This window comes from Stenotrophomonas sp. STK16_22 (assembly GCF_051984505.1).
GTDB lineage: Bacteria > Pseudomonadota > Gammaproteobacteria > Xanthomonadales > Xanthomonadaceae > Stenotrophomonas > Stenotrophomonas maltophilia_A.
This window is the reverse complement of sequence record NZ_CP196972.1, coordinates 3,604,392-3,624,794: the sequence shown is the minus strand read 5'-3', so window position 1 is coordinate 3,624,794 and position 20,403 is coordinate 3,604,392. Positions and strand designations below refer to the sequence as shown.

Annotated in this window: 15 protein-coding genes; 11 read left to right on the top strand and 4 right to left on the bottom strand. The window is 67.7% G+C overall.

Features of this window, described 5'->3' with window-relative positions; all coding sequences use genetic code 11:
* Nucleotides 1-3 precede the first annotated feature (3 nt).
* Nucleotides 4-540: a hypothetical protein gene (locus ACSYAO_RS16885; protein ID WP_032130197.1), complete on the bottom strand. Its 537-nt coding sequence runs from the start codon at nucleotides 538-540 to the stop codon at nucleotides 4-6.
* Between the two features lie 130 nt (nucleotides 541-670).
* Here ACSYAO_RS16885 and ACSYAO_RS16880 point away from each other — a divergent pair, with 130 nt between their 5' ends.
* Both ACSYAO_RS16880 and ACSYAO_RS16875 read left to right on the top strand, forming a co-directional pair.
* The gene (locus ACSYAO_RS16880) at nucleotides 671-2,827 is read left to right on the top strand and encodes a RelA/SpoT family protein (RefSeq protein ID WP_149908696.1); all 2,157 of its coding nucleotides are present in this window, start codon (nucleotides 671-673) and stop codon (nucleotides 2,825-2,827) included.
* A 30-nt stretch (nucleotides 2,828-2,857) separates the two neighbouring features.
* Nucleotides 2,858-4,423, top strand: coding sequence for a hypothetical protein (locus ACSYAO_RS16875; protein ID WP_049462625.1), 1,566 nt, complete (start codon nucleotides 2,858-2,860; stop codon nucleotides 4,421-4,423).
* Here the strand turns inward: ACSYAO_RS16875 and ACSYAO_RS16870 are convergent.
* A complete protein-coding gene (locus tag ACSYAO_RS16870) occupies nucleotides 4,420-6,519 on the bottom strand; it encodes a glycosyltransferase (RefSeq protein WP_049462626.1) in 2,100 nt (699 codons plus the stop codon). The two genes, ACSYAO_RS16875 and ACSYAO_RS16870, sit on opposite strands and share 4 nt — an antisense overlap.
* Nucleotides 6,520-6,615: 96 nt before the next feature.
* On the opposite strand from ACSYAO_RS16870, the gene mrcB reads away from it, so the two are divergent.
* The 5 genes from mrcB to tsaB all read left to right on the top strand — a co-directional run bounded on the left by mrcB (nucleotide 6,616) and on the right by tsaB (nucleotide 14,347).
* Entirely contained in the window at nucleotides 6,616-9,054 is a 2,439-nt protein-coding gene (gene mrcB / locus ACSYAO_RS16865) for a penicillin-binding protein 1B (protein ID WP_049462627.1), read from the top strand.
* On the top strand, nucleotides 9,051-9,590 hold the full coding sequence (locus ACSYAO_RS16860; RefSeq protein WP_080356554.1) for a hypothetical protein: 540 nt from the start codon (nucleotides 9,051-9,053) through the stop codon (nucleotides 9,588-9,590). The genes mrcB and ACSYAO_RS16860 overlap by 4 nt, the downstream gene beginning before the upstream one ends.
* 159 nt (nucleotides 9,591-9,749) lie before the next feature.
* Nucleotides 9,750-11,101, top strand: a protein-coding gene (locus ACSYAO_RS16855) for an IS3-like element ISStma2 family transposase (protein WP_197656034.1) whose coding sequence is annotated in 2 segments (ribosomal slippage) — nucleotides 9,750-10,197 and nucleotides 10,197-11,101 — 1,353 coding nt in all. Because the reading frame shifts where the segments join, the coding sequence is not laid out codon by codon here.
* Between the two features lie 474 nt (nucleotides 11,102-11,575).
* A complete protein-coding gene (locus ACSYAO_RS16850) occupies nucleotides 11,576-13,624 on the top strand; it encodes an ATP-dependent DNA helicase (RefSeq protein ID WP_149909239.1) in 2,049 nt (682 codons plus the stop codon).
* A 9-nt stretch (nucleotides 13,625-13,633) separates the two neighbouring features.
* Nucleotides 13,634-14,347 carry a tRNA (adenosine(37)-N6)-threonylcarbamoyltransferase complex dimerization subunit type 1 TsaB gene (tsaB, locus tag ACSYAO_RS16845; protein ID WP_134950714.1) on the top strand — a complete coding sequence of 238 codons (714 nt, stop codon included), beginning with the start codon at nucleotides 13,634-13,636 and terminating at the stop codon, nucleotides 14,345-14,347.
* Between the two features lie 571 nt (nucleotides 14,348-14,918).
* Here the strand turns inward: tsaB and ACSYAO_RS16840 are convergent.
* Together ACSYAO_RS16840 and gshB are read right to left on the bottom strand one after the other, a co-directional pair.
* Nucleotides 14,919-15,803 carry an energy transducer TonB family protein gene (locus tag ACSYAO_RS16840; RefSeq protein ID WP_149909238.1) on the bottom strand — a complete coding sequence of 295 codons (885 nt, stop codon included), beginning with the start codon at nucleotides 15,801-15,803 and terminating at the stop codon, nucleotides 14,919-14,921.
* Entirely contained in the window at nucleotides 15,803-16,750 is a 948-nt protein-coding gene (gene gshB / locus ACSYAO_RS16835; RefSeq protein WP_049463553.1) for a glutathione synthase, read from the bottom strand. The genes ACSYAO_RS16840 and gshB overlap by 1 nt, the downstream gene beginning before the upstream one ends.
* Before the next feature lie 240 nt (nucleotides 16,751-16,990).
* Here gshB and pilG point away from each other — a divergent pair, with 240 nt between their 5' ends.
* Genes pilG through ACSYAO_RS16815 form a run of 4 tightly spaced genes read left to right on the top strand, consistent with a single transcriptional unit; the run spans nucleotide 16,991 to nucleotide 20,381 of the window.
* Nucleotides 16,991-17,392 carry a twitching motility response regulator PilG gene (gene pilG, locus ACSYAO_RS16830; RefSeq protein ID WP_005418455.1) on the top strand — a complete coding sequence of 134 codons (402 nt, stop codon included), beginning with the start codon at nucleotides 16,991-16,993 and terminating at the stop codon, nucleotides 17,390-17,392.
* Between the two features lie 18 nt (nucleotides 17,393-17,410).
* Complete coding sequence (locus tag ACSYAO_RS16825) at nucleotides 17,411-17,773, top strand: response regulator (protein WP_005410717.1); 363 nt, start codon at nucleotides 17,411-17,413, stop codon at nucleotides 17,771-17,773.
* Nucleotides 17,773-18,303 (top strand): chemotaxis protein CheW, encoded by a 531-nt coding sequence (locus ACSYAO_RS16820; RefSeq protein ID WP_005410716.1) that lies wholly within the window; start codon nucleotides 17,773-17,775, stop codon nucleotides 18,301-18,303. The genes ACSYAO_RS16825 and ACSYAO_RS16820 overlap by 1 nt, the downstream gene beginning before the upstream one ends.
* 41 nt (nucleotides 18,304-18,344) lie before the next feature.
* The gene (locus ACSYAO_RS16815; protein WP_032130100.1) at nucleotides 18,345-20,381 is read left to right on the top strand and encodes a methyl-accepting chemotaxis protein; all 2,037 of its coding nucleotides are present in this window, start codon (nucleotides 18,345-18,347) and stop codon (nucleotides 20,379-20,381) included.
* Nucleotides 20,382-20,403 lie beyond the last annotated feature (22 nt).

The window sequence follows — 20,403 nt, the reverse complement described above, 5'->3', positions numbered from 1 at the left end:
GCGTTACTTGGTTCGGCGCACCTTCGGCTGGGTGTTCACGCCGTCGACCTTCAGGTACCACACGCCCATCACACCGGGCTTGATGCTGACGGCGGGGGACTGCTTGCGCACACCGGCCAGGGTGCTTGCATCGGTCTGCTCCCATTCCTGGCCGTTGTCCAGCACGTAGACGCGGCCCTTGCCGAAGCCGCGGAACTCGCCCTGCAGCACGCCGGTGATCGGCTCGCTGCTGCCGAAATCGAAGAAGCCGCGATTCTTCACGATCACTTCCTGACGGCCTTCCTCGCGCGCCGTTTCCCGTACGGCCGCAACCGCCTGGGTAGTGGCCGCTTCGACCTTGCCCTGCAGCCAGCGGTTCAGCGTGGCCAGTTCCTGCGCGTTGAGCTTGTCCAGGCCGGCCGCCTTGAACTCGGCCGGTGACATCTGCTGCTGCAGGTCACCCTCCACCACGCGCTGGGCCAGCGCAGGCGCCGACAGGGACAGCAACAGTGCGGCACAGGCCAGCAGCCGTAGGCGGAAACGCGGGACGATCGAGGACATGTCGGGACTCTCCTGGGTTTGCCCGCGAGTGTAGCGGCATGTCTTCATGCCGGGTGATGGTGGCCGCGGTGATTGTCCCTGAACGGCGCCGGCGCTAGTGTAGGGGCCTCTGTCTTGCCTGCTCGATGCTGTGAACCGCGCTTCCGTCCCCGGCCTGGATGCCTTGTTGAACCGCCCCTCGGCAGCCGTGCTGCCTGCTCCGCTGCGCCAGGCCCTGCGCGGGCACTGGGAAGCGCCGGACTGCGACCATCAGATGCGCGCCAGCTGGTCGGTGCTGGGCGACACCCTCGACGCACTGGCGATGCTCTCGGCCGACGAAGGCGCGGTGGTCGCGGCCCTGCTGTTCGATCTGCCCGGCCTGCGCGCCAGCCTGGAGCAACTGCCGCTGGGCAACCACAAGGCCGCAGTGATCGGCCTGCTGGATGGCCAGGATGCGGCCGATCCGGTGTGGGCGCTGCACGCCGGCCGCGAGGCCGGGCGCAACAGCGAGGGCCTGCGCCGCCTGCTGCTGGCGATCATCCGTGACCTGCGCGTGGTGCCCATCCTGCTGGCGCGGCAGCTGGCGCGCATGCGCGCGGCCGACAGGCTGGACGACGAGCAACGCCGCGCGCTGGCGCAGCTGACCCGCGACATCCATGCGCCGTTGGCCAACCGCCTGGGCATCTGGCAGCTGAAGTGGGAGCTGGAGGACCTGGCGTTCCGCCACCTGGAACCGGAGACCTACCGGCGCATTGCGCGGGAGGTGGACGAAACCCGCATCGCCCGCGAGCGCTACGTCGAGAACGTCAAGAAGGTGCTGTCGCGCGAACTGGTCGCGCAGGGCATCAAGGCCGAGGTCAGTGGCCGCCCGAAGCACATCTACAGCATCTGGCGGAAGATGCAGAAGAAGCGGCTGGCGTTCGACCAGCTGTACGACATCCGTGCGGTGCGCGTCATGGTCGACGATGTCGCCGCCTGCTACGCCGCGCTGGGCGTGGTGCATGCACTGTGGGCGCCGGTGCCCAGCGAGTTCGACGACTACATCGCCCGGCCCAAGGCCAACGACTATCGCTCGTTGCATACCGCCGTGGTCGGCCCGGAAGGGCGCACCATCGAAGTGCAGATCCGTACCCACGAGATGCATTCGCAGGCCGAGCTGGGCGTGGCCGCGCACTGGAAGTACAAGGAAGGCGGCAAGGGCGCGGAGAAGTCCTTCGACCGCAAGATCACCTGGATGCGCCAGCTGCTGGAGCAGGCGCAGGACGGGCAGGGCAATGAACTGGCCGGGGCGCTCGATGCCGAGCTGACCGAGGACCGGGTCTATGCACTGAGCCCGAAGGACGAGGTGCTGGACCTGCCGCAGGGCGCCACGCCGCTCGATTTCGCATACCAGGTGCACACGATGGTGGGCCACCGCTGCCGTGGTGCGAAGGTCAATGGCCGTATCGTGCCGCTGACCTACCGCCTGCGCAGCGGCGACCGCGTCGAGATCCTGACCGGCAAGGAGGCCGATCCGCGCCGCGACTGGCTGATGCCGGCCAACGGCTTCCTGGCCAGCAACCGCTCGCGCGAAAAAGTACGCAGCTGGTTCCACAAGCTCGACCGCGCGCGCAACGTGCAGGCCGGGCGCGAACTGCTCGAGCGCGAGCTGAAGCGTCTGGGCCTGCAGCATTCTGATCTGGCGGTGGCGGCGAAGAAGTTCCATGCCGACAGCGTTGACGACCTCTACATCCAGGTGGCGCTGGGTGACACCGGCCCGAACCAGGTCAGTCGTACCCTGCTGGAAGCCGAACGTGCAGCGAGCCAGCCGGCGCCCGCGCCAGCCCTGCCGCGGCCGACCGCGCGCCGCGAGAACCTGGGCAAGTCCAAGTTCACCGTGCAGGGCGTGGGCAACCTGCTGGTGCAGCTGGCGCGTTGCTGCCAGCCAGTGGCCGGTGAACCGATCGTCGGCTACCTGACCCGTAGCCGGGGTGTCACCGTGCATCGTGCAGACTGTGCCGCGCTGGCCCGGCTGGCAGCCACCAGCCCGCAGCGCATCCTGCCGGTGGAGTGGGGCCAGGCCGGTGGCGGCTACGAAGTGGACGTGGTGGTCACTGCGGTCGACCGCCGCTGGCTGCTGAAGGACATCACCAACCTGATCGCCCAGGAAGACGCCTACGTGCTCGACATCCACAGTGACAACGTGCGCAACAGTGGCCGTGCCCACCTGCGCCTGCGCCTGAAGGTGAGCGACTACGGCCAGCTGTCGACCCTGCTGGGCAAGCTGGATGCGCTGCCCGGCGTGAGCGAGGCGCGTCGCCTCGGCTGAGCTTCACGCTGCCCCGGCTACCCTGCACGCATGGAACGCGAGCCTCCGCATCGCCCGCATGGCGCTGAACATCCTGCGCTGGACCGCGTCCGCCGCGAAGGCCGTTGGTGGTGGCTGCAGGCACGTCACGCGCGCCGGGTGTGGCGCTGGGCGTTGGTCGCCGCGCTGGCGGTGTTCGTGCTGCTGGTGCTGCTGCGCAAGCCGCTGGCCGACTGGTTCTGGGATGAGCCTCAGATTGAACAGTTGCTGGCCGAAGGCGATCGCGCACTGGCGGCCGGGCGGCTGAGTGCCGCCGATGGCAGTGGTGCGCGTGAGCGCTACCAGGCCGTGCTGGCGCTGGATGGTGATCGTCCGCAGGCCCGTGAGGGGCTGGCCCGTACCGGCGCCGCGGCCCTGCAGCAGGCCAGCGAAAAACTGCAGGCCAACGACCTCGAAGGCAGCGCGCAGGCACTGGCACTGGCCCGGGAACTGCAGGTGCCGCAGGGCGATGCGGACGCCGTGGCACGCCAGCTGCAGGCCCGGCGCAGCGCAGGCGCCGGCATCGGTGCACTGCTGGCGCAGGCGCGCAACGCCTTTGCAGCGGGCCGGCTGGACGACGGTGACAGCAGCGCGCTGCCCCTGTTCCAGCGCATCCTGGTACTGCAGCCGGACAATCTGCCGGCGCTGGAAGGTCGCGAGGACGCACTGAGCGATCTGCTGCAGCAGGCCCGCATCCTGGCCGGGCGCGGCGAGCTGGCCCAGGCAGCCGCGATGCTGCAGCGTGCGCGCCAGTTCGATGCCGGCCACGCCGATCTGCCCGCCAGCCAGGAAGCATTGGCACAGGCCGTCGACCAGCGCCTGCGCCAGGCCCAGCGCGCCTTGCAGCGTCGGCAGCTGGAATCCGCAGCGAAGGGATTCCTCGCCGTGCTGGCAGTGGCGGTTGATGATTCCAGTGCCCAGCGCGGCCGCGAACAGACCTTGCAGGCGGTGCTGGCACGCAGCCAGAAGCAGGCCGACGATTTCCAGTTCGAAGCGGCGCAGGCCGATGCCGCACTGGCAGTGGAACTGGGTGCTTCGCCGGCGGCGCAACAGCAGCTCGCGCAACGCCTGCAGCGCGCCCAACAGGCGCAGAAGGCGCTGCAGCAGCCGGCGGTCAGCAACACGCAGCGCGAGCGCCAACTGCGCGACCACCTGCGCAGGATCGAGCGCGCCGAACGTGCCGGGCAATGGATCAGCCCCCCCGGGCACAGTGCGTTCGACGCGTTGCGCGAAGCGCAGTCACTGGCGCCACGCGATGCACGGGTGAAGGCTGCCGCAGCGCGGCTGCTGCCTGCCAGTCGCCGCTGCTTCGACGACAACCTGCGGCAGAACCGCGTGCAGGCCGCAGGTGCCTGCCTGCAGGCGTGGCAGACCCTGTCGCCGACCGCGGCCGGGCTTCCCTCGGCACGCCTGCGCCTGGCCCAGCGCTGGCTGGCGATCGGCAGCGAACGGCTCGGCAACGGCGATCTGGCTTTCGCGGCACACGCCGCCGAACAGGCCCGGTTGCTGCAACCGGACCTGGCCGAGCTGCCGGCGTTCGAAGACCGCCTGCGCCGCGCCGGCGGTCGCCCGGATTAGGTGAAGAACACCCGCTGCACGGTCGCGCGGGCAGCGTCGAGGGAGAAGTGCTCTGCGATGTTGGCCAGGCCGGCGTCGGACAACTGCTGCCACAGCTGCGGATCCTGGTACAGGCGGACCACCGCATGGGCGAAGCCCGCCGCATCATCGGCCACCAGCACGTCCTGGCCCGGGTGCAGGTGCATTCCTTCCACGGCGCAGGTGGTACCTACCACCGGCTGGCCATGGGCCATGCTCAGGTTGATCTTGCCCTTCACGCCGGCGCCGAAACGCAGCGGCGCGATGGAAATGCGTGCGCCGTCCATGTAGGGCGTGATGTCCTCGACGAAACCGTGCATCTGCACGCCGGGTTGGCGTGCGGCCAATGCCAGCAGCGATTCCGGTGTGGCGGCACCGATGCAGTGCAGGCGTACCTCGGGCAGGCGGGCGCGGATGCCGGCAAAGACTTCGCCGATGAACCACTCCATGGCATCCAGGTTCGGCGGATGGCGGAAGCCGCCGACAAACACCAGATCATGGCGCTGTTCGAACGGTTTGCCGGCGCCGGCGACGTCGTGCAGGTTGGAGATCAGCTCCACCTGCACGGAAGGGGCGTCGGCCTGCAGCTGCTCGCGCTCGGCGGCACTGACCAGCACGGTGACGTCGCACTGCTCCATCACCGCCAGCTCGCTGGCGCGGGTGCGCTCGGCGGCGCGCAGCAACCCGGCATCACCGGCGACTTCGGCACCACGACGTTCGCGCAGGTAGTGCAGGTCCACGGTGTCGAACACAGTGCGGGCCTGCGGCGCATAGCGCTTCAGCAGCGGCAGGCACTCGTGGGCGACATGGTGGCGGACCAGCAGCGCCACGTGGAAACGCGCACCGTGCGTTCGCAGCCAGCTGGCGACGCCATCGAGGAACGGCGCATACCAGACTTCCACGCCCATCCGCTGCAGTGCTTCGGTGGCGGCACCGCCATGTTCGCGGCGGGTGGGAACAAACACCACATGAGCGCCGCCCTGCAGCAGCAGGCGGATCAGGTTCACCTGGCGCAGTGACGCCGAATCGCGATCCGGCTGGGGTACTTCCTCGTCCAGGATCAACACCTGGCGTCGGCCACGCAGCAGCAGCGCGGGTGACGGCACTTCGCCCACCGCCGGATGGTGGGCCAGCTCGGTGGCCCAGCGGGCGGCGAAGATGGCCTGGTTGCGCACCTGGTAGGCCTTCACCCCGCTGCCGGTATCGGTGCCGTTGCTGGTGCCTTCATCGTGGATCACCCGGCTGGCTGGTTGCACCAGCACACGCAGGCCCTGGGCGCGAACGCGGAAGGCCAGATCGGTGTCCTCGTAGTACGCCGGCTTGTAACGGGTATCGAAGCCGCCCAGCTGCTGCCAGAGGGCGCGCGGCAGCATCAGCGCCGCGCCGGAGCAGTAGTCGACGTCGCGCAGGCTGGCAAAGCGTGGGTCGTCCGCCGCCTCGAAACGGCCGTAGCTCCAGCCGCTGCCGTTGGCGAAGATCACACCCCCTGATTCCTGCAGGCGGCCATCCGGGTACAGCAGCTGGCTGCCGACCAGGCCGGCGTCGGGCGTGCTGGCGAACGTGTCCAGCAGGGCATCCAGCCAGCCCGGCTGCGGCACCGTATCGTTGTTGAGCAGCACCACATAGCGGCCGCGTGCGCGCGACACGCCATCGTTGCAGGCCTCGATGAAGCCGCCGTTGTGCTCGCGCACCTCATAGCGCAGTCCGGCGACCTGCGGCATCCACTGCACGGTGGCGTCGCTGCTGCCGTCATCCACGACCAGGATCTCGCACGCCGCCAGCGGCGGATGTGCCGCCAGGGCGCGCAGGCAGGCCAGGGTATGGCCGACGTGGTTGTAGACCGGGATGACGATACTCACTTCCGGCGTTTCGCTGAACGGCACCGTGAAGGGGGCGAAATCCTGTGCCGGCGGCAGGAACAGCGGCGTTCGCGGCGCGGGAACGGCGCGCTGGGTATGCACGCGGATGCGCTGCCAGGTCGCCCGCCACCCACGGGTACGCAGGCTGGCCAGGCTCCGGCGGGCCAGGCCCGTGAGGCGGTTGATCAGGTATCGGATCTCGGCCAGGGACATCGCCATCCGGTTGCAACTCCAGCTTAAGCAGGGGAACCCGGGAGAATTCGCCAGCCGCAGCGGCTGGGGTAGACTCGCCAGACCCTACATTCTCGCATTCCCGTGCCCCGACGCTACGATTCCGACGACATCGACGATTTCGACGACGACGACCAGCAGGACAACGGCCCGCTGTGGCGGCGCCGGCTGATCACCTGGAGCATGGCTGCGGTCGCGTTGGGATTGGGTTTCCTCATTCCCTATACGCTGTACCTGAACCAGCAGGTGACCCAGCGTTTCGGCGAGCTGCGCTGGCAGATCCCGACGCGCGTCTACGCGCGCCCGCTGGTGCTCACCCCCGGCAAGGCGATGGATGCGTCCACGCTGAAGACCGAGCTGGCCGCCTCCGCCTACCGCGATGACGGCCAGGGCAAGGAGCCGGCCACCTATGCGGTGAACGGCGGGCGCTTCGTCATCTCCAGCCGCGGCTACAACGACGTCGATGGCCGGGTTGCCCCGCGCCGGCTCGAGCTGTCACTGGCCGATGGTGCGGTCGCCTCGCTGCGCGACGCCGACAACCGCAAGGCCTTGAAGGCCGCGCGGTTGGACCCGGCCCGCATCGCCACCCTGTACGGCCAGAAGCAGGAAGAACGCCGCCTGATCCGCATGGACGAGGCGCCGGACCTGCTGGTGACCGGCCTGCAGGCGGTGGAGGATAAGGACTTCAACCGCCACCACGGCATCGACCTGTCCGGCATCGCGCGCGCGGTGTGGGTAACCATCCGCTCCGGTGGCCAGAGCCGCCAGGGCGCCTCTACGCTGACCCAGCAGCTGGCCCGCAGCGGCCTGCTCGGCATCGGCAAGGAGCAGACGGTTACCCGCAAATTCAACGAAGTGCTCTACGCGCTGATCATGGAAGCGCGCTACGACAAGCGCACCATCTTCGAGGCCTACCTCAACCAGGTGTACCTGGGCCAGCGTGGCAGCCAGGCCATCCATGGCATGTCCTCTGGCGCCGAGTTCTGGTTCGGTCGCGACCTGCAGTCGCTGGAGACCGAGCAGATCGCGCTGCTGATCGGCCTGGTCAAGGGCCCGTCCTTCTACGACCCGCGGCGCAATCCGGAACGCGCGCTGGATCGCCGCAACTTCGTGCTGGGCAAACTGCACGAAGCCACGCTGATCGATGACGCCGAGTACCAGCGTGCGTTGAAGGCCCCGCTGGGCGTGCCCAAGACGCCGGGCCTGGTTGCCGCCAACCGCTTCCCCGCCTATGTCGATCTGGTCCGCCGCCAACTGGGTCACGACTATCCGGAATCTGCCCTGCAGGGCGCCGGCCTGAGCGTGATGACCGGTATGTCGCCGTCCGCGCAGGCCTATGCCGAAGGCGCGGTGACCCGCACCATCAAGTCGCTGGAGAGCAAGCGTCGCCCCGAACTGCAGGCCGGCATGGTGCTGACCGACGTGCACAACGGTGACGTGCTGGCGGTGATCGGCAGCCGTGAAGTGTCCGAGGTCGGCTTCAACCGTGCGATCGAAGCACAGCGCCCGGTCGGCTCGTTGCTGAAGCCGTTCGTGTACCTGCTCGCGTTGGCGCAGCCGGACCGCTACTCGCTGGCCAGCTGGGTCGACGATTCACCGGTGACCGTCCAGCTCGGCCGCGGCCGCAACTGGAACCCGGGCAACGCGGACAACCGCAGCCACGGCACCGTGCGCCTGATCGACGCGCTGGCGCATTCCTACAACCAGGCCACGGTGCGCGTGGGCATGCAGGTCGGCCCCGAGCGTGTGACCCAGCTCATCCACGTGCTGGCCGGCATCAAGGCCGAGGCGAATCCGGCGGTGATTCTCGGTTCGACCGACCAGAGCCCGTACGCGATGGCCCAGCTGTACCAGTTCCTCGCGTCCGGTGGCGAAATCCAGCCGCTGCATGCGGTGCGTGGCGTGCTCGATCCGCAGGGCAAGCTGCTCAAGCGTTACGACAAGACCCCGGCACCGGCCCAGGAAGGCGACTCGATTGCCGCCAACCTGATCAGTGTCGGCCTGCAGCAGGTGGTTGCCAGCGGCACCGCGCAGCGCCTGAACGCCGATGGCCTCGGCCGCCTGCAGCCGGCCGGCAAGACCGGTACCACCAACGATGGCCGCGACAGCTGGTACGCCGGTTACACCGGCGATCATCTGGCGGTGATCTGGATCGGCAACGACCAGAACGAGCAGGCCGGCCTGTACGGTGCCACCGGCGCGATGCGGGTCTGGTCGGGCATCTTCCAGCGCCTGCCGAGTGCGCCACTGCGGGTCAGCAACAAGGGCCTGGACTGGCAGTCGGTGGCGCCGACCGGACTCAACAGCACGGATGAAGGCTGCCCGGGCGCGCGTCGTTTCCCGTTCGTGGTGGGCTATTCACCGGCCTATGCACCGTGTGCGCCGGCGGTGTCGCCGGACGGGCAGGGTGCCGAAGGCGAGGGCGGTGGCTGGCGTAGCTGGTTCGGCCTGGACCGCAAGCCTGAGCCGCCTGCTGAACCTGCCGCGGCGCCCGCCGCCGCCACTCCTCCCCCGAGCCGATGATGCCGATGAACATGCGATCCCTGCTGCAGCCCCTGGCCCTGACCGGCCTCAGCCTGGCCCTGGCCGCCTGCGTCAGCAGCGCACCGCCGGTGGCCAAGCCGCCGGTTGATACCACCACGCCGGCACAGCGCCTGGCTGCGGTGGATGCGGCCGCAGGTCCGGACGACAAGGAGCTGTCGGTGCAGCCTCTGCGTGATTCGCAGGTGGAAGACCTGCGGGTGACCGCACAGACGCAGCGCCAGGCCAACGACCTGGCCGGTGCCGCCAGCAGCCTGGACCACGCGCTGGAAATCGTGGCCGGTGACCCGGCGGTGCTGCAGGAGCGTGCCGAGCTGGCGCTGTTGCAGGGCCAATGGGCACAGGCTGAGACGTTCGCGCGCAAGGCGGTGGATCTGGGCTCGAAGACCGGGCCGCTGTGCCGCCGGCACTGGGCGACGATCGAGCAGTCGCGTCTGGCGCGCGGCGAGAAGGAAAATGCGGTGTCGGCGCATGCGCAGATTGAAGGTTGCACGGTGCCGGGGATCAAGCGGTACTGAGGTATTCCACTCCATCGGGCGCTGCCCCCTCTGCGGCGCGCGCTCGCACTGATGGATACAGGTGATGGGACGGGTAGGTGGGGCGTGCAGGACACGCCGTAAACCCATCCTTGAAGTGACCCCCGGGAGTTGGACACCAGATCCAACCCCGAGGGATACATGAACAAATACGACGCGCGTTTCAAACTGCAGGTCGCCAAAGAGGCCTGCAAGACCTCCACATCGGTCAAAGCCATTGCCCGTCGCCACGGCCTGGAGTTCTCCACGGTCAGGCGCTGGGTGGCGACCTATCGGCTGCATGGTAGGCGGGGATTTCATCGCCAGGCCCGGTCCTATGACCTCCCGTTCAAGCTGGCTGTCCTGGAGAAAATGAGCCAGGACGGCCTGTCCGGGCGCGAGGCCACCACCTACTTTCAAATTGGCGATGCCGGCGCGGTGGGGCGATGGCGGCGCCTGTATGCTCAAGGCGGTGCCCAAGCGTTGGCACCCCCTCCGCCGCCGCCCCGAAAGCCGATGAAGAAGACCCGTTCGTCCAAGCCGCCTGAAGATATGAGCCGCGATGAGCTGCTCAAGGAAGTCGCCTATCTGCGTGCGGAGACCGACTACCTAAAAAAACTCGATGCCTTGATCCGGGAAGAGCAGGCGGCGCAGGACGCAAAGCGCAAGCCGTCCAAGGATTGAGGCAGGTTCATACGCTGTCGCTTCTGCTCGAAGCAGCTGAGCTGTCACGCAGTACGTTCTATTACCAGAACCATGTCCTGGCCCATCCGGATCAGGATGAGGCAGCCCTGTGCGAGCGCATCCGTGCAATCTACGATCAAAGCCAAGGGCGCTATGGCTATCGCACGGTGACGCTGGAATTAGCCAATCAGGGTCATCGGACCAATCACAAGCGGGTTCAGCGCCTGATGGGGGAGATGGGACTGAAATCGCGGGTGCGCGTAAAGCGCTACCAGGCCTTCAAGGGGGCGGCCAATGTTGTGGTTGGCAATGACCTCAATCGCCAGTTCCATGCCGAGCGGCCCAACCAGAAGTGGGTGACTGACGTGACCGAGTTCAAGGTGCAGGGCATGAAGCTATACCTGTCGCCGATCATGGACCTCTACAACGGCGAAATCGTGGCTTATCAGATCAAGCGTCGGCCCGTATTTGATCTGGTGGGTCAAATGCTGGAGGAGGCCATCAAGAAGCTTCCCCCGGATGAGCGCCCCATGATCCACTCCGACCAGGGCTGGCAGTACCAGCATGAAAACTACCGGCACATGCTGGAAAAGCACTCGTTGAAACAAAGCATGTCCCGGCGCGGCAACTGCCTGGACAATGCGGCGATGGAAAGCTTCTTTGGGACGCTGAAGTCGGAATTCTTCTACCTGAACAGCTTTGACAGCATCGAGAGTCTGGAAGCTGGGCTGGTGGAATACATCCAGTACTACAACGAAGAGCGCATCAAACTGAAACTGAAAGGTCTGAGCCCGGTAAAGTACCGGGAGCAGGCCCAATCGGCCGCCTGACCCCGTCCAAGTCTCGGGGGTCACTTCACCTTGGGGGCTCGATGGCGCCATCCATGGCGCCAACGGTCCTGCACGCCCCACCCACCCGGCCCGCTATACATCGCGCGGGCCGCAGGCAAGAACAAAATCAAAATCAAAAGCGGGTCGCGCGCTGCGCGCGCTCGCGGTAGTTCGTCCTCTTTTCCCGTTCCCTCAACCGCTTTTGACATCCCAGTCGAGCAAGCTCGACTCTACGAAGCGCGTGCCTCCGTCACCGGGGCACTGTCGAAGGTGGGGGACTGTGGGTTTGCGGGGTGTCCGCGGCATGGATGCCGCGGCCAAGCCCCCAAGGACGGGTTTACGGCGTCCCCGCAAACCCACAGTCCCCCACCCAGCCCTCAGTGCAACCCAGAGCCATGACCGCTGTTACCGTTGCTTGTGCTCTGGCTTGAAACGGGTGCCGGGCAGCGCCCGGCCGGGTATCCTTTCCCTCTGATGTCCGACCTTGTCCATGCCAGCCGCGAAGCCCTCAGCGACGGCGGCGCGCTCGCCTCGCACCTGGATGCATTCGTCCCGCGTCCGGCACAGCTGCACCTGACCGAAGCCATCGCCGATGCGCTGCAGCAGCGTGATCTGCTGCTGGCCGAGGCCGGTACCGGCACCGGCAAGACGTTTGCCTATCTGGTGCCGGTGCTGCTGTCCGGGTTGCGCACCATCATCTCCACAGGCACCCGCGCGCTGCAGGACCAGCTCTACCACCGCGATCTGCCACGGGTGCGCCAGGCACTCGGGGTCGGCCTGCGCAGTGCGCTGCTGAAAGGGCGTGCGAACTACCTGTGCCGCTATCGCCTGCAGCAGGCGCGCGGCGAACCGCGGTTTTCCAGTCCCGAGCAGGCCGCGCAGTTCCAGCGCATCCTGGCCTGGTCCGGTCGCTCGGAGTTCGGTGACATCGCCGAGCTCGACGGGCTGGCCGACGACTCCCCATTGCTGCCGATGGTCACCTCCACCGTCGACAACTGCCTGGGCACCGATTGCCCGTTCTGGGATGACTGCTTCGTGGTGCGTGCGCGGCAGCGTGCACAGGCTGCCGATGTGGTGGTGGTCAACCATCACCTGCTGCTGGCCGATCTGGCCCTGAAGCAGGATGGCTTCGGTGAACTGCTGCCGGGCGCCCAGGCCTTCGTCATCGACGAGGCGCACCAGTTGCCCGAACTGGCCGCGCAGTTCTTCGGCGAGGGTTTTGGCATGCGCCCGTGGCAGGAGCTCGGGCGCGATTGCCTGGCTGAAGCACGCGGTGTGGGCGGCGCGCAGTCGGCGCTGCAGGAACCGGTCGACCAGTTGCAGCAGGCGCTGCTGGCGCTGCGTTCGGCGATGGAGGGACTGCCGCCGCGTGGCACGCAATGGCGCGCGCTGGCGATGCCACAGGTGCGCGACGGATTCGATACGGTGATGGCAGGGTTGGTGACCCTGGAGCAGGCATTGCAGCCGCTGCGCGAAGCGGCGGCGGGTCTGGATGCCTGTCATGCGCGGGCGCGCGAGGCGGTCTCGCGGCTCAGCCGCTGGCTGGGCGATGACGAACCCACTCTCGATTTCGACACCGATCCGTCGGAAGCGAGCAGTGCGGCCGATGTGCTCTGGTACGAGCTTACGCCGCGTGGTTTCCGTTGCCAGCGCACGCCGATGGATGTGTCCGGTCCGCTGCGTGAGCATCGCGAGCGCAGCCGTGCCGCGTGGATCTTCACTTCGGCAACGCTGACCGTGGGCGGTGGTTTCGATCACATCGCCACCCGCCTGGGCCTGGACGATCCGCACACGCTGGTGCAGCCAAGTCCGTTCAATTGGCCCGAGCAGGCGCTGTGCTACCTGCCCGAAGGCCTGCCTGATCCGGCTGCGCGGGGCTTCGGTACTGCGTTGATCCAGACCCTGCGGCCCGTGTTGCAGGCGTCGCAGGGCAGGGCATTCCTGTTGTTTGCCTCGCACCGTGCATTGCGCGAGGCCGCCGAGGCATTGCGCGACGGGCCATGGCCGCTGTTCGTGCAGGGCGAGGCGCCGCGCGCGACGCTGCTGCAGCGCTTCCGCGAATCGGGCAATGGCGTGCTGCTGGGCTCGGCCAGTTTCCGCGAGGGCGTGGACGTGGTGGGCGAGGCGCTAAGCGTGGTGATGATCGACAAGCTCCCGTTCGCGGCGCCGGACGATCCGGTGTACGAGGCGCGGCTGGAGGCGATCCGCAGCCAGGGCGGCAATCCGTTCCGCGACGAGCAGTTGCCGCAGGCGGTGATCGCATTGAAGCAGGGTGTCGGCCGCCTGATCCGCAGCGAGAGCGACCGTGGCGTGCTGGTACTGTGCGACCCGCGCCTGCTCAACCGGGGCTATGGCCGGGTCTTCCTCGATTCGCTGCCGCCGTTCCGGCGTACCCGCAGCCTGGCCGATGTGCAGGCCTTCTTTACGCCACAATGGGCGCCTGCGGCCGATGATGCGGCTGCCCCAGTCGCTGTTGCGACCGGCCCCGAGCCGGCGCCCGGTGCCACGTTCCCCTTGTTCTGACCCGATCCGATGAAACTGCTCGCCTTTGAAACCGCCACCGAAGCCTGTTCCGTTGCCCTGCATGTCGATGGGCAGGTGCTGGAACGCTTCGAGATCGCCCCGCGCCGGCACGCCGAACTGAGCCTGCCGTGGGCGGAGGCGCTGCTGGCCGAAGCCGGCATCAGCCGCCGCCAGCTGGACGGCATCGCGCTCAGCCGCGGCCCCGGCGCGTTCACCGGCGTGCGTCTTGCGATCGCGATTGCCCAGGGCATTGCGCTGGCCCTGGACCGTCCGCTGTTGCCGGTCTCGACGCTGCAGGTGCTGGCGTTGCGGGCACCGACGGAAGAAACGCAGATCCTGTCAGCGATCGATGCGCGGATGGGCGAACTCTACGTTGCCCGCTTCGAGCGCGTGGACGGCCTGCCGGTGGCGCGTGATGCTGAGCGCGTATGCGCACCCGCTGCGGTATCGCTGCCGGAAGGGCTGTCCGCTTACGGCGTTGGTACCGGGTTTGGTGCGGCCGAGGGCGCGCTTGTTACGCAGTTGGGCGCTGGCCTGCGCGGCGTTGATGCCACTGCGCTGCCGCGGGCATCGGACGTGCTTGCACTGGCGGTGCCGGCCTTCGCTCGTGGCGAAGCCATTGCACCGGAGAAGGTCGAGCCGGCGTACCTGCGTGACAACGTGGCACTGACCCTGGTCGAGCAACAGGCCGCGCGCGAGGCGAAGGCGAAGGCCAACGGCTGAGCCCATCGTGGCGGGGTTGGTTGATCGCGTAAATCAAAAGCCGCGCTTGGCCGGGCGGGGTGGGTTCGCGGGGGACGCCGTGAACCCCGCTCCGCGGTCCGGCCCAGCCGCTGGCGGCTGTGCGTTCGGGCGCTTGCGAAGCCGTGCTTCGCAAGCAAAGCGCCCTCACCCCTGGGGGCTTAGCCGCGCCATCCATGGCGCGGATACCCCCGCGAACCCACCCCGCCCGACCTCTGACAGTTTCCGTGTGCGTCCGCCACGGAAAATCAAAAGAAAATCAAAGTCAAAAGCGGATCGCTTCGCTCGCATCCACGCATAGCGTGGATGTGTGTCGACCAAGGTCGACACCTACCAACAGCGGAGCGGGACGCGATGCGCCGGGATCTGTCAGAGGTGGGGCGGGGTGGCTGGGCAGGACCGTTGGCGCCATGGATGGCGCCATCGAGCCCCCAAGGATGGGTTTACGGCGTGTCCTGCCCAGCCACCCCGCCACACCAAATCCACAGTCCAACCGCCGCCTTTGACGTTGACGTTCAGCGGGTCCCGGGCCGCAGGCCCGGGCAACAGAACCCTATCGATCGTCGTGCAGGGTGCCGCCCGGCAGGAACACCCACGTGCGGGTGACCTGCAGGATATCGATCTCATCCTCGGTCTTCGGCAACGGCGGGAATGGCTGCGCCAGCTTCACCACCCGCAGCGCCGCCTCATCCAGCAACGGCATCCCGCTCGAACGCAGGATCCGGCTGCTTTCCACGCTGCCATCGCGGCGCACACCCACGCTGATCACCACCTGGCCACCCAGGCGGCGCTGCCGGGCCTCGTCCGGGTAGTTCAGGTTGCCGACGCGCTCGGCGCGATCGACCCAGGCACGCAGGTAGTTGGCATAGGCATATTCGCGCGTGCTGGCCGACACGAACTTGCGGTTTGGGCGCTTGGCGTACTGCGCCGAGCGCAGATGGACTTCAGCGGCCAGGCGGGCCATTTCCACATCGCGCTGCTCGCGTGCGCTCAAGGGCGCATCCGGTTCGGGCTGATCCGGCGTGGGCCGGGACTGCGCCTGCGCGAACACTTCTTCGCCATTGCGGCTGCTGACCACCCGGGCCTGCGGCGGCGGAACCGGTGCGGCCGATTGCTGCTGCTGCGGAATCGGGCTGATTCCGGACTGGGCCTGCGGCACGATGCCGGCCTGGTTGTCACGCGGACGCTGTGCGCGGTCGTGTTCGCCACCGCCTTCCTGGTTGGCTGCGGCCAGGAAATCAGCCTGCTTCGGCGTCAGTGCGGTGCGGGTCTGGCTGAAGATCACTTCCAGCGTCGGCACCAGCGGTGCATCGCCCTTCACGGCGAAGCCCACGCCCAGGATCAGCAGGGCGTGGACCAGCACCGACAGCGCGATGGTCGCCCCCAGCCGTTGCGCTTCGCGCGGCGGCGGGGGCAGTACGGCAGATGCGGCAGACATCAGCGCAGGCCGGCCTCGAGTGCGTCGAACAGGGTGCCGGCAATGTTCAGGCCGTACTGTGCGTCCAGTTCGCGCACGCAGGTCGGGCTGGTCACGTTGACCTCGGTCAGGTAATCACCGATCACGTCCAGGCCGACGAAGCGCATGCCGCGACGCTTCATCTCCGGCCCGACCTGGGCGGCGATCCAGCGGTCGCGCTCGCTCAGCGGGCGGCCTTCGCCGCGGCCACCGGCGGCGAGGTTGCCGCGGAATTCATCACCCTGCGGGATGCGCGCCAAGCAGTAGTCGACGGGTTCGCCATCGACCAGCAGGATGCGCTTGTCGCCAGCGGTGATGTCGGGAATGAACTTCTGTGCCAGCGCCATCCTGTGGCCGCCGTCGGTCAGGGTTTCCAGGATCACATTCAGGTTCGGATCGCCCTGGCCGCTGCGGAAGATCGAGCGGCCGCCCATGCCATCCAGCGGCTTCAGAACCGCCTGGCCGTGTTCCAGGGCAAAGGCCTTCAGCGCCTTGGCATCGCGGCTGACCAGGGTCGGCGGGCAGCACTGCGGGAACAGCAGGGCGGCCAGCTTCTCGTTGTAGTCGCGCAGGCCCCGCGGGTTGTTGACCACGCAGGCACCGGCAGCGGCGGCCACGTCCAGCACCTGGGTGTCGTAGATGTACTCGGCGTCGACCGGCGGGTCCTTGCGCATCAGCACGATCTGGCCGGGACCGAACTCGGTACGGCTGAACGCACCCAGCTCATACCAGCCGGCCGGGTCGTCGCGCACCTGCAGCGGTGCGGTCTGGGCCACCGCCACGCCACCTTCCAGGGCCAACCCGCCCGGGCGCACGTAGTGCAGGGCATGGCCGCGGCGCTGGGCTTCCAGCAACATGGCGAAGGTGGTGTCCTTGGCGATCTTGATGTGGGCGATGGGGTCCATCACCACGATGACGTTCAACGGCATGGGCGCACCTGTCTGGCAAGGCGTTGATGGTAGCGGCAACGCCGGTCGCGCGCCTCCCTGCCGTACTGCAACGCAGCGTCCGCCCGGCGGTCGCGCACGCATTGCGAAACCCGTCACGTTCAGGAGGGTGCCATGCCCCGCGCCATGGGGCGGCCTTGAAGCGGGCGCGGAAAGTGCGATATAGATACGCTTTCGTAGCGGCCCCCGCCAGAGATCGGGCCGTGCGCTTGGGGATAGGCAATGACTGAAAACACGACTGCGGGCGGGGAACTCGCAGGACTCCGGGTGATGGTCATCGATGATTCGAAGACCATCCGCAGGACTGCGGAAACGCTGCTCAAGCGCGAAGGTTGCGAGGTGGTCACCGCCACCGACGGCTTCGAAGCGCTTGCGAAGATCGCAGACCAGCAACCGCAGATCATCTTCGTCGACATCATGATGCCGCGCCTGGACGGGTACCAGACCTGTGCGCTGATCAAGGGCAACCAGCTGTTCAAGGCGACCCCGGTCATCATGCTGTCGTCCAAGGATGGCCTGTTCGACAAGGCGCGGGGACGCATCGTCGGCTCGGAGCAGTACCTGACGAAGCCTTTCACGCGTGAAGAACTGCTGGGTGCCATCCGCACATACGTCAACGCCTGACCAGGGGGGAAAGGCACAATGGCTCGTATCGTTCTGATCGAGGATTCACCGACCGACCGCGCGGTGTTCACCCAGTGGCTGCGCCGTGCCGGCCATGAGGTGCTGGAAGCAGACAACGCCGAGGATGGACTGCAGCTGGTCCGCGACCAGGTGCCGCAGCTGGTGCTGATGGACGTGGTCCTGCCCGGCATGAGCGGCTTCCAGGCCACCCGCGCGATGGCCCGTGACGCGGCGATCAAGCACATCCCGGTGATCATCGTCAGCACCAAGGCGATGGAAACCGACAAGGCATGGGGCCTGCGCCAGGGCGCAGCCGATTACATCGTCAAGCCGCCGCGCGAGGATGAACTGATCGCGCGGATCAACGAACTGGTGGCCTGATGCGCTCGCCCTTCGACATTCTCGAAGCCTACGAACGGCGCAGCCTGGCCCATGCGGTGCAGCTGCCCGAGCGGCAGTTCGCCCAGGACCTCTGGCGTGGCGTGGGCTACCGCGTCGGCCAGCGCCGGCTGGTGTCCGATTTCCGCGAAGTGGTGGAAATCGTGCCGATGCCGCCGGTGACCCCGGTGCCGTGCGCGCAGCCCTGGCTGCTGGGCGTGGGCAACCTGCGCGGCAACCTGTTCCCGGTGGTCGACCTGAAGTACTTCCTGGAAGGCACGCGTACCGTGCAGCAGGAAGGCCAGCGCGTGCTGATCATGCGCCAGGCCGGCGGCGACGTCGCGCTGACCATCGATGAACTGTTCGGCCAGCGCAGCTTCGAACTGGACCAGCAGATCGCGGCCGGCACGCTGGCCGAAGGACGTTACGGCCACTTCGTCGATCGCGCCTTCCACGCCGACGGCCACGACTGGGGCGTGTTCTCGCTCTCGCTGCTGTCGCGTACCCCTGAATTCCGGCAAGCCGCGGCCTGAGGCCGGGCATCGCCCCCTGCATTGAAGATCGAGGTTGAACGATGAGTACTGCTTCGGACGCCACCAAGACCGGCAAGCTGCGGCTGGGCGGCAGCAACCTCTGGTTGTTCCTGCTGCTGGCATCGATGATCCTGTTCGGCGTCAACACCGGCGTCGCCACCTGGCAGGGCAGTCGCCTGGCCGATGCCGGCTCCAAGGCGGCCGATCTGCAGGTGCTGTCACAGCAGCTGGCCAACCAGGGCCGTGATGCGGTGGGCGGCAACGCGCAGGCGTTCACCGCCTTCAAGGCGACCCGCAACGCGATCGAACAGAACGTGTCGACCCTGCAGGGGCGCTACGGCAAGGAGCCGGGCGTGTCGGGTGCGATCGCCACCCTGGCCGAAACCTGGGCGCCGCTGGGCAAGCAGGCCGGGCAGCTGGTCGCCAGTGAACCGGCGGTGCTGGCGCTGGCCGGCAATGCCAACAACTTCACCGGCGCGGTGCCGGGCCTGCAGGCCCAGCTGAACGAGCTGGTGCGTGCGATGTCCGCCTCGGGCGCGCCGTCGTCGCAGGTGTACAGCGCCCTGCAGCAGGTGGTGGTGGCCGGCTCCATGGCCCGTCGCGTGACCGAAATGCGCGCCGGTGGCAGCGCTGCGGCGACGTCCGGCGATGCACTGGCACGCGACATCACCGTGTTCTCGCAGGTGCTCGACGGCCTGCGCAACGGCAACGAGGAACTGGGCATCACCGCCGTGCGTGGTGCTGCCGCCGTGGCCGCGCTGGAGCAGTCGCAGCAGAAGTGGGAAGCGATGAAGCAGGACGCCGACGCGATCCTGGCCAGCTCGCGCCAGCTGTTCGCCGCACAGTCGGCGGCCACTGCGCTGGGCCAGGGGTCGGCACACATGCTGGACGACAGCCGCAAGCTGTTCGAGGCGTTCTCCTCGTTCGGCTCGGTGTCCGATACCCGCCTGTTCCCGAACTTCTGGATCGGCGTGGTCTCCGGTGCGCTGTCGCTGATCGCGATCATCGGCTTCGTATCCACCAACGTGCGCAGCCGCTCGCGCGAGCAGGAACTGCGCTACCAGACACAGGTGGAATTCAACAGCCGCAACCAGCAGGCGATCATGCGGTTGCTGGACGAAATCTCCTCGCTGGGTGAGGGCGACCTGACCGTGAAGGCCTCGGTGACCGAGGACATGACCGGCGCCATCGCCGACGCGATCAACTACGCGGTGGACGAGCTGCGCCACCTGGTGACCACCATCAACGACACCTCGGCCAAGGTCGCGCTGTCCACCCAGGAAACCCAGGCCACCGCCATGCAGCTGGCAGAGGCGGCGGGCCATCAGGCCAACCAGATCACCTCGGCCTCGGACCGCATCGGTGAAATCGCGGCGAGCATCGAACAGGTGTCGCGCAACTCGGCCGAGTCGGCCGACGTGGCACAGCGCTCGGTGGTGATCGCCGCCGAAGGTGCCGGCGTGGTGCGCGAGACCATCCAGGGCATGGACCAGATCCGTGACCAGATCCAGGAAACCTCCAAGCGCATCAAGCGCCTGGGCGAGTCGTCGCAGGAAATCGGCTCGATCGTGGAACTGATCAACGACATTTCCGAGCAGACCAACATCCTGGCATTGAACGCAGCGGTGCAGGCGGCTTCGGCCGGTGAAGCGGGCCGCGGTTTCGCGGTCGTGGCCGACGAAGTGCAGCGCCTGGCAGAACGCACCTCGGGCGCAACCCGACGCATCGAGAACCTGGTGCAGGCGATCCAGGCCGATACCAACGAAGCGGTCACCTCGATGGAACAGACCACCGCCGAAGTGGTGTCCGGTGCACGCCTGGCCGAGGACGCCGGCACCGCGCTGACCGAAATCGAGCGCGTCTCCAACGCCCTGAACACCCTCATCAAGAACATCTCCATCGCCGCCCAGCAGCAGTCGGCTGCGGCCTCGGACATCACCCGCACCATGGGCGTGATCCGGCAGATCACCGGCCAGACCTCGCAGGGTGCCGGGCAGACCGCCGAATCGATCGGCCACCTCGCGCAGCTGGCGGCCGACCTGCGTCGTTCGGTCGCCGACTTCAAGCTGCCGGCGTGACGCGGGCAGGGCGGCGAGCAAG